This is a genomic window from Pyramidobacter sp. C12-8, assembly GCF_002007215.1.
Taxonomy (GTDB): domain Bacteria; phylum Synergistota; class Synergistia; order Synergistales; family Dethiosulfovibrionaceae; genus Pyramidobacter.
Genome location: NZ_MUHX01000004.1, coordinates 133,200 through 140,407 on the forward strand (window position 1 = coordinate 133,200; position 7,208 = coordinate 140,407).

7 protein-coding genes are annotated in these 7,208 nt (G+C 61.3%); 1 reads left to right on the plus strand and 6 read right to left on the minus strand.

All coding sequences use genetic code 11. The annotated features are described in order from the left end of the window. Positions 1–77: 77 nt before the first annotated feature. Positions 78–1,979 (plus strand): S9 family peptidase, encoded by a 1,902-nt coding sequence (locus B0D78_RS02665; protein WP_240496099.1) that lies wholly within the window; start codon positions 78–80, stop codon positions 1,977–1,979. Positions 1,980–2,093: 114 nt separating this feature from the next. On the opposite strand, the gene B0D78_RS02670 is transcribed toward B0D78_RS02665, so the two are convergent. From B0D78_RS02670 to B0D78_RS02695, 6 genes are all read right to left on the minus strand, one after another. Next, entirely contained in the window at positions 2,094–2,942 is an 849-nt protein-coding gene (locus B0D78_RS02670; protein ID WP_078015437.1) for a Jag family protein, read from the minus strand. A 29-nt stretch (positions 2,943–2,971) separates the two neighbouring features. Further along, positions 2,972–3,862 carry a YidC/Oxa1 family membrane protein insertase gene (locus B0D78_RS02675; RefSeq protein ID WP_342418072.1) on the minus strand — a complete coding sequence of 297 codons (891 nt, stop codon included), beginning with the start codon at positions 3,860–3,862 and terminating at the stop codon, positions 2,972–2,974. 43 nt (positions 3,863–3,905) lie between these two features. Then, positions 3,906–4,196, minus strand: a complete 291-nt coding sequence (yidD, locus tag B0D78_RS02680) for a membrane protein insertion efficiency factor YidD (RefSeq protein WP_317539322.1) — start codon at positions 4,194–4,196, stop codon at positions 3,906–3,908. Beyond that, the gene (locus B0D78_RS02685) at positions 4,177–4,596 is read right to left on the minus strand and encodes a ribonuclease P protein component (RefSeq protein ID WP_240496100.1); all 420 of its coding nucleotides are present in this window, start codon (positions 4,594–4,596) and stop codon (positions 4,177–4,179) included. Before B0D78_RS02685 ends, yidD begins: the two co-directional genes overlap by 20 nt. Further along, a complete protein-coding gene (rpmH, locus tag B0D78_RS02690) occupies positions 4,565–4,699 on the minus strand; it encodes a 50S ribosomal protein L34 (RefSeq protein ID WP_078015440.1) in 135 nt (44 codons plus the stop codon). The genes B0D78_RS02685 and rpmH overlap by 32 nt, the downstream gene beginning before the upstream one ends. Positions 4,700–4,809: 110 nt before the next feature. After that, positions 4,810–6,750 (minus strand): ATP-dependent DNA helicase, encoded by a 1,941-nt coding sequence (locus B0D78_RS02695; RefSeq protein WP_078015441.1) that lies wholly within the window; start codon positions 6,748–6,750, stop codon positions 4,810–4,812. Positions 6,751–7,208: the final 458 nt, after the last annotated feature.

Here is a 7,208-nt window from a genome sequence, read left to right on the forward strand (position 1 = left end):
CCATGTTCTTTCCCGCCGATTCTGCTAAACTACAAAGGTGTTTTCCAAATTCAACGCTACCGAAAGGACTGATCGCTTTGAAATTTCTGCTTCTGATCGCCGCTCTGCTGACGCTTGCCTCGAGCGCCGGCGCCGCCCAGCGCCCGCCGCTGATCCCCGTCGAGGATTTTTTCCGCCTGCCGGACAAGGCGCGCTTCACGATCGCGCCGGACGGGCTCCATTACGCCTGGCTGGCCCCTTGGAAAGGCCGCATGAACGTCTACGTCGCCGCCGTCGACGCGCTCAGCTCGGGCGAAGGCACGCGCGTCACCTCCGCCACCAAGCGCGACATCGCCGGCTACGGCTGGGTCAGCAACGACCGCCTCGTCTACATGCAGGACAAGGGCGGCGACGAGAACCACCACATTTACTCCGTCGCCAGGGACGGCTCCGACGTCAGGGACATGACGCCGTTCGACGGCGTCAAAAGCGGCATCGTCGACCAGCTCGAGGAGGACGACGAGCACATCCTCATCGAGATGAACAAACGCGACCGCCGCGTCTTCGACGTCTACCGCCTGAACGTGCTCACCGGCGCGCTCGAACTGATCGCCGAAAATCCCGGCACGATCGTGGGCTGGGGCACCGACCACGACGGCAAACTGCGCCTCGCCACCGAATACGTGGGCACCACGACGCGACTGCTTTATCGCGACAGCGAGGATTCGCCGTGGAAAACGCTGTTCGAGACCGATTTTCGCGACAGCGTCTCGCCCCAGGTCTTCACGGCCGACAACAAACGCCTCTACATCATTTCCGACATCGGCCGCGACAAGGGCGCGCTGTTCGAGTACGATCCCGCCGCCGGCACGCAGAAACTGATCTACGAAAACGGCGAAGCCGGCGTCGGCGGCATCATCTGGTCCAACCTGCACAAAAAACTGCTCGGAGCCACCTACTACACCGACAAGCTGCACCGCGTCTACTTCGACACGGAAGCCGAGGCCTTTTACAACGCGCTTCAGGCGCGGTTCCCCGGCCTGCGCGTCGGCGTCAGCGACATGTCGAGAGACGAAAAACGCCTGTTCGTCGCCGTCGGTTCGGACCGCGTGCCCGGACGGCTGTATTACTACGACAAGGACCAGCCCGGCGCCTTTACGCAGGTCACCGATTTCTACCCGTGGCTCAAGGAAGAACATCTCGCCGAGATGAAACCGATCAGCTACGCCGCCCGCGACGGCCTGACCATCCACGGTTACCTGACGCTGCCCGTCGGCGTGGAAGCGAAAAATCTGCCCGCGATCGTCGTCGTCCACGGCGGCCCCGAAGCCCGCGACACCTGGGGCTACGACACCGAAGCCCAGCTCCTCGCCAACCGCGGCCTGGCCGTGCTGCAGGTCAATTACCGCGTTTCCACCGGCTACGGCAAAGCCTTCTGGGAAGCCGGCTTCAAACAGTGGGGACTGAAACAGCAGGACGACATCAGCGACGGCGTCGCATGGCTGATCGATCAGGGCATCGCCGATCCCAAGCGCATCGCCATTTACGGCGGCTCCTACGGCGGCTACGCGACGCTGATGGGGCTGATCAAGACGCCGGAACTCTACGCCTGCGGCGTCGATTACGTGGGCGTCAGCAACATCTTCACGCTTTTCCAGTCCATCCCCGAATACTGGAAGCCGCTGCTCGAACAGATGTACGAAACCATCGGCCATCCCGAAAAGGACAAAGCCCAGTTCGAAGCCACCTCGCCCGCGCTCCACGCCGACAAAATCAAAGCGCCACTGTTCATCGCCCAGGGCGCCAACGATCCCCGCGTCGTCAAGGCGCAGTCCGACGCCATGGTCGAGGCCATGCGCCGCCGCGGCGTGAAAGTGCAGTACATGGTCAAGGACAACGAAGGCCACGGCTTCCACAACGAGGAAAACCGCTTCGACTTCTACCGCGCCATGGACGCGTTCCTCACCGAGCATCTGGGACTCGGCCGCGACGGCGAATAATCCGTCACCCCGCAACAAAAAGATCGTCCTGTCCGCAAATTGGCACGGACAGGACGATCCCTTGAACGAAAAAATCCATCCCGATGTTTTCAGACATCGGGATGGATTTTTTCGTTACTCTGCGTTGTCGTCCGCGGACGTCTGAGACGCTCCGCCCGACGATGCGTCCGAACGGTGAGAGCGGCGGCGACGGGGCCGGCGGCTGCCGGAGCGCTCGCCGCGCTGGCGGTCGGGACGTTCGCGCCGCTCCTCGTCCTCGTAACGACGCTCGGGACGCCCGCCGCTGATCAGGCGGACGGCCACTTTGCGGCCGGGCTCGACGCCGATGGAATGAGTTTCCACGTTGGCGCTTTCGCGCAGGGTCAGGTGGACGATGCGGCGCTCCCAGCTGGACATGGGCTGAAGGTACACGGTGCGCCGCGTCTTCATGGCTTCCTTGGCGGCGTCCATGGCGATGCGCTCCAGATCCTTCTCGCGCTTGCGACGGAACCCTTCGCAGTCGATGCGCACGTGAGGCACGGGACCGTCGTTGCGGGCCATCAGGTTGACGATGTAATCGAGGGCTTTCAGCCCCTCGCCCTGACGGCCGGCCAGCAGGATGCGGCTGTCGGGGCCGGAGAGGTTAACCGAGCCGTCGGACTGGACGTTGACTTCGAGGTCAAGCCCCGCCGCCTTCAGGACTCTTTCAAGCAAAACGACAAATCCGCCGTCCGCTTCGGCCGCTTTCGCCGGTCCCGCCGGTCCCGCCGGTCCCGCCGCGGGGGCGGCGGGGCGGCGCGCTTCGACCTTCAGCTTGCGGCCGAAAAGCCCAAAGAGTTTTTTCTCTTCGCCGACGACGGTGAGGAGCACATCTTCCCTGGCGATGTTCCAACGAGACGCGGCGCGGTCGCGCGCCTCGTCTTCCGAGGAAACTTCCAGCACCAGCACTTCGTCGTCCTGAGTCTTCAGAATGTTTTCTTCCATAGTGCGGGAACCTCCTTCGACGTCAGGCTTTACTTACGCCGTTTGGGGATGAAGTCGCTGAAATCATCGTAAGCTTCACCGCTCTGCACGGCAGCGGAGGGGATTTCCCCGAGCTCGCGCCGGGGAGCCGGGCGGTTCTCTTTGACGGGACGGCGCGTAAAGACGGCTTTCTGAGCGGGCGCTTCGCCCTCGCGGGGCTTGTCCTTGAACAGGACGGGCTTCTCCTCTTTGGCCACCTTGCGCACCGTGAACCACTGCTGGATCACGGCGAACAGCGAGGACAGCATCCAGTAAAGGAGCAGCCCGCCGGGCATCGAAAGGCAGATGAACCCCATAAAGATGGGCATGACGACGTTCATCGTCGCCATCTGCGGATTGCCCTGCGCGCTGAGCTTCTGCTGATACCAGGTCAAAAAGACGATGAACAGCAACAGGAACGTGATCGGCAGCCAGACGCCGACGGCGGAAAGTCCTGCGGGATTGGCGCCGACGGCGCGGCACGTGTCCATGAAGCCGGCCGTCAGAGGATCGCCGCTGAAACCGACCGCCTTGGCAATCGAGGAGAGCACCGTGCCGGCCAGAGGCACGCCGCAGAAAGTGGACTCGCCGAACTGGGCGCTGGCGTCGCGCAGCACGTTGAACAGCAGGATCAGGATCGGCAGCTGGATGATCAGCGGCAGACAGCCCGAAGCCGGATTGACCTTGTTCTCCTTGTAGAGCGCCATCGTTTCGCGGCTGAGGGTATCGCGGTCATTGGCGTATTTTTCCTGAAGCACCTTGAGACGAGGTTGAAGACGCTGCATCTGCTGCATGCTGCGCATCTGCTTGGCGTTCAGCGGATGCAGCGCCAGGCGGACGATCACCGTCAGGGCGACGATAGCCCAGCCCCAGTTGCCGGTCATGCTGTAAAGGAAGTTCAAAAACTGAAAGAGATAATCACTCAGAGCTTTCCACAAAATCAAGTCACCTTCTCAGTAAATTTGTGAACCACGGAAAGAACCTGGAGCTTTTTTTCCGCGCCGGCGGCACCGGATCGAAACCGCCCTCGCTCCAGGGGCCGCAGCGGAGCAGCCGCCAGACGGCGAGCGCCAGCCCTTTCACGGGACCGTGGACTTTCAGCGCCTCGACGGCGTAACTTGAACAGCTGGGATAAAAACGGCAGTGATGGCCCAGCAGCGGCGAGATCCAGCGCTTGTAGCCGCGGATCGGCAGCACCAGGAGCCAGACGAAGAACCTACTGATACCAGATCGCACCGGGCCAGTCATCTTTCATAAAGCCTCTGCGCTTCAACAAAGCGCCAAGATCGGCATACACCTCGTCGGCTTTCGCCCGAAGCCCCTGCTCGTTCAGCATGCAGGCGAACCACCAGCCCTCTTTCATCCAGGGATGGAGACGGCGCAGCGATTCTTTGAGCATGCGGCGGCCGCGGTTGCGCAGGTGCGCCTTGGCGACCTTTCTGCCGACCGCCATGGCGAAGCGCGTTTTGCCGTCGGGCGCCTTAACAAACAACAACCGCACCAGCCTGCCTTTTAAACGACTGCCGGTGCGGAATAGTGTGTCGTATTCCCAGCCCTGTTTAAGCCGTAATGAAGCGGGATATGGGAAGACCAAGGCTTGCGGATCAGACGGCCAGGCGCTTGCGGCCTTTGGCACGACGCGCGGCGAGCACGCCGCGTCCGCCGTGGGACCGGGAACGGGCGAGGAATCCCATGCTCCTCTTGCGCGATCTGACGTGAGGCTGAAAAGTCTGCTTCATCCGATGTACACCTCCTCATCTAGGAACTCCAGCACGAAAATACTTTTCTGGATAGTTAATTCAGCCCTCGAACTATATCACATCCGGGGCGAAGTTGTAAATACGCAAATTCATTTACGAGCGCCGACCAGGCGGTATTTTTTCACGGGGACCGCCGGCAGACTGTTCAGGATTTTCCAGTCGGGGCGGGTCACGATGCGCCCGTCGAGGATCACCACGCGCCCCCGGTCGGCGCCGGTGCGGATCAGCCGTCCCGCCGCCTGGCGCAGCTGCATTTTGGCGCCGGGCAGCACCACCTTGACGAAATTTTCGCGGCCTTCCAGCTTGGCGCGCGCCTCGCCGACGGGATCGTCGGGATGGGGAAAGGGGATGCGGTCGATGATCACCTGCGTGAGCGCCTCGCCGGGCACGTCGATGCCCTCGCGGAACGACGCCATGCCCACCAGCACGCTGCGCTCGTTTTCCTTGAACAGTTCCAGCAGCTCCGTGCGCGGCAGGTCGCCCTGCACGAGGATGTTCAGCCGGTCCTTTTCAGCGTTCATCTTCAGATACGCGGAAACGGCCGTCAGCAGCCGCCGCGACGAGAGCAGGACCAGCGTCGCGCCGCCGTTTTCGCGCGCGTACTTGCGGCACACCCGCGCCACCGCGTCGGCGTAGCCCGGCGACATCACCTGTAGCCCCAGATCGACGACGTCGATCTCCATCAGCGAAGGCAGATTGAACGGCGAATCGAGCACCGCCGTCTCGTCGGGGGCCAGTCCCGTTTCATTGGCCCAGTATTCGAAAGAACGATCCACCGTCATCGTCGCCGACAGGGCGATGACTTTGATCTCGTCGCCGTCGAAGGCCGGCGGGATCAGGTCGCTGCCGTTCACGCAGGAGCTCTTCAGGCTGCCGCCCTCGCGCCAATAGGCCCATTCGGGATAGTTCTGCGTGTCGCAGCACCAGCGCAGCGAGTCGCGGAACGCCGTCAGTTCGCCGTTCCAGACGGCGATCCTGCCGTCGTCCTGCAGAGCGTTCGCGTCGCGCCCGCCGCCTGCGGCCGCTTCCTGAAGTTCGTCCAGATGGCCGATGATCCGGTCGCATTTGACCAGCAGCTCGGCCGTGTCGTTTTTCAGCTCCGGCGGATAGGCCGTGAAACTTTTCCCGTCGGGCAGCCGCGCGGCGAGCTGATCGAAAACGCTCTCGGAGACCCGGCTCAGATCGGCCACTTCCTCGGCGAAACGATCGGCCGGGCAGTCCACGCTGCGCAGCAAAGACGCCTCCACCTTGTCGAGGCGGGGCGCGCGCCGCAAAAGGCGCTGCCAGTCGCGCACGTCGACGCCCACCTGCGTGACCGCGCGGGCCGCGTCCTCCATCTTGTGCGCCTCGTCGCAGATCAGCAGTCCGAAAGGAGCCGGAAAGGGCTTGCGCTGCCCCAGCACGTAGGAGAAATAGACGTGATAGTTGGCGACGATGACGCGCCAATGCGACAGGCTGCGCATCACCTTGTTGTAGAAACAGCGCTCGTGATGCGGGCAATAAGGACCGAGACAGGTCAGATAGGACGAGGCGATGCGCTCGCGGGCCGGATGGGTGTCGCCCAGGCTCAGCTCGCTCAGGTCGCCCGTTTCGGTGGCGTAAAGCCAGCCGCTGATGTCGCGCGAAGCCTGCCCCTTATCGCCGCCGAAGTCGAGAAAACCTTCCGCGCCGATCTCGCGGGCCTTGCGGATGCAGGCGTAGTTGCCGCGGCCTTTGAGCAGTCCGTAGGGCAGGTCGAGCCCCAGCACGTCCAGCAGCGCGGGAATGTCCTTGTAGATCAGCTGTTCCTGCAGCGTGATGCCCGACGTGAGCACCAGCACGGTGCTGTTGTTCGCCACGGCCCACCGCATGGCGGGGACCAGCATCGCATAGGTTTTGCCGACGCCCGTGGGCGCTTCCGCCGCCAGAAGACGCCGGTCCGACTGCAAAAAATTCTCTATTTTTTCAGCCAGTTCGCGCTGCTGCCGGCGATATTCGAAATTCGGAAGGTGCGCGTTGAGAATCCCTTCGGGACCGAAAAAATCTTCCATGCGATCACCGTGTTTTTCTGATAGAATAGGCGGAGTTTTTCAAAGCGCTCCAGGAAGATATTTTACAAGGTAAATTTTCAGAGTAAATGCAACCTCGTCAAAGTAAATGCGACGGGGTTGCATTTACTTTGACAGGACAAAAGCAGCAAGCAGTCATTACGAACACATAATAACGATCAAGATTGCGCTAACGGAACAAATTCAAGGGGATGAAAAGCTGTTACGAGGAAATTGTCCGAAAAAAGTGCATACAAAAGTGATCCTCAACTGAAAGCAAAATTTTCAGTTCAGAGTTAATGCAATCAAGAAATTAAAAAGGAGCCGTTATTTACCGGCGAGAAGAGTCCGCTTTAAACAGATATCCTGTGGCGGAATAAGTTCGAGTCCGAGTAAATGCAATACATCCTCGCCATACAGGTTGATAAAGATCTCTGCAGGAGATTTTCCGTTAAATTTTT

Coding starts and splice junctions, on each gene's coding strand:
- B0D78_RS02670 (WP_078015437.1), bottom strand. CDS start 2,942: ATGGAAGAAAACATTCTGAAGACTCAGGACGACGAAGTGCTGGTGCTG.
- rpmH (WP_078015440.1), bottom strand. CDS start 4,699: ATGAAGCAGACTTTTCAGCCTCACGTCAGATCGCGCAAGAGGAGCATG.
- B0D78_RS02695 (WP_078015441.1), bottom strand. CDS start 6,750: ATGGAAGATTTTTTCGGTCCCGAAGGGATTCTCAACGCGCACCTTCCG.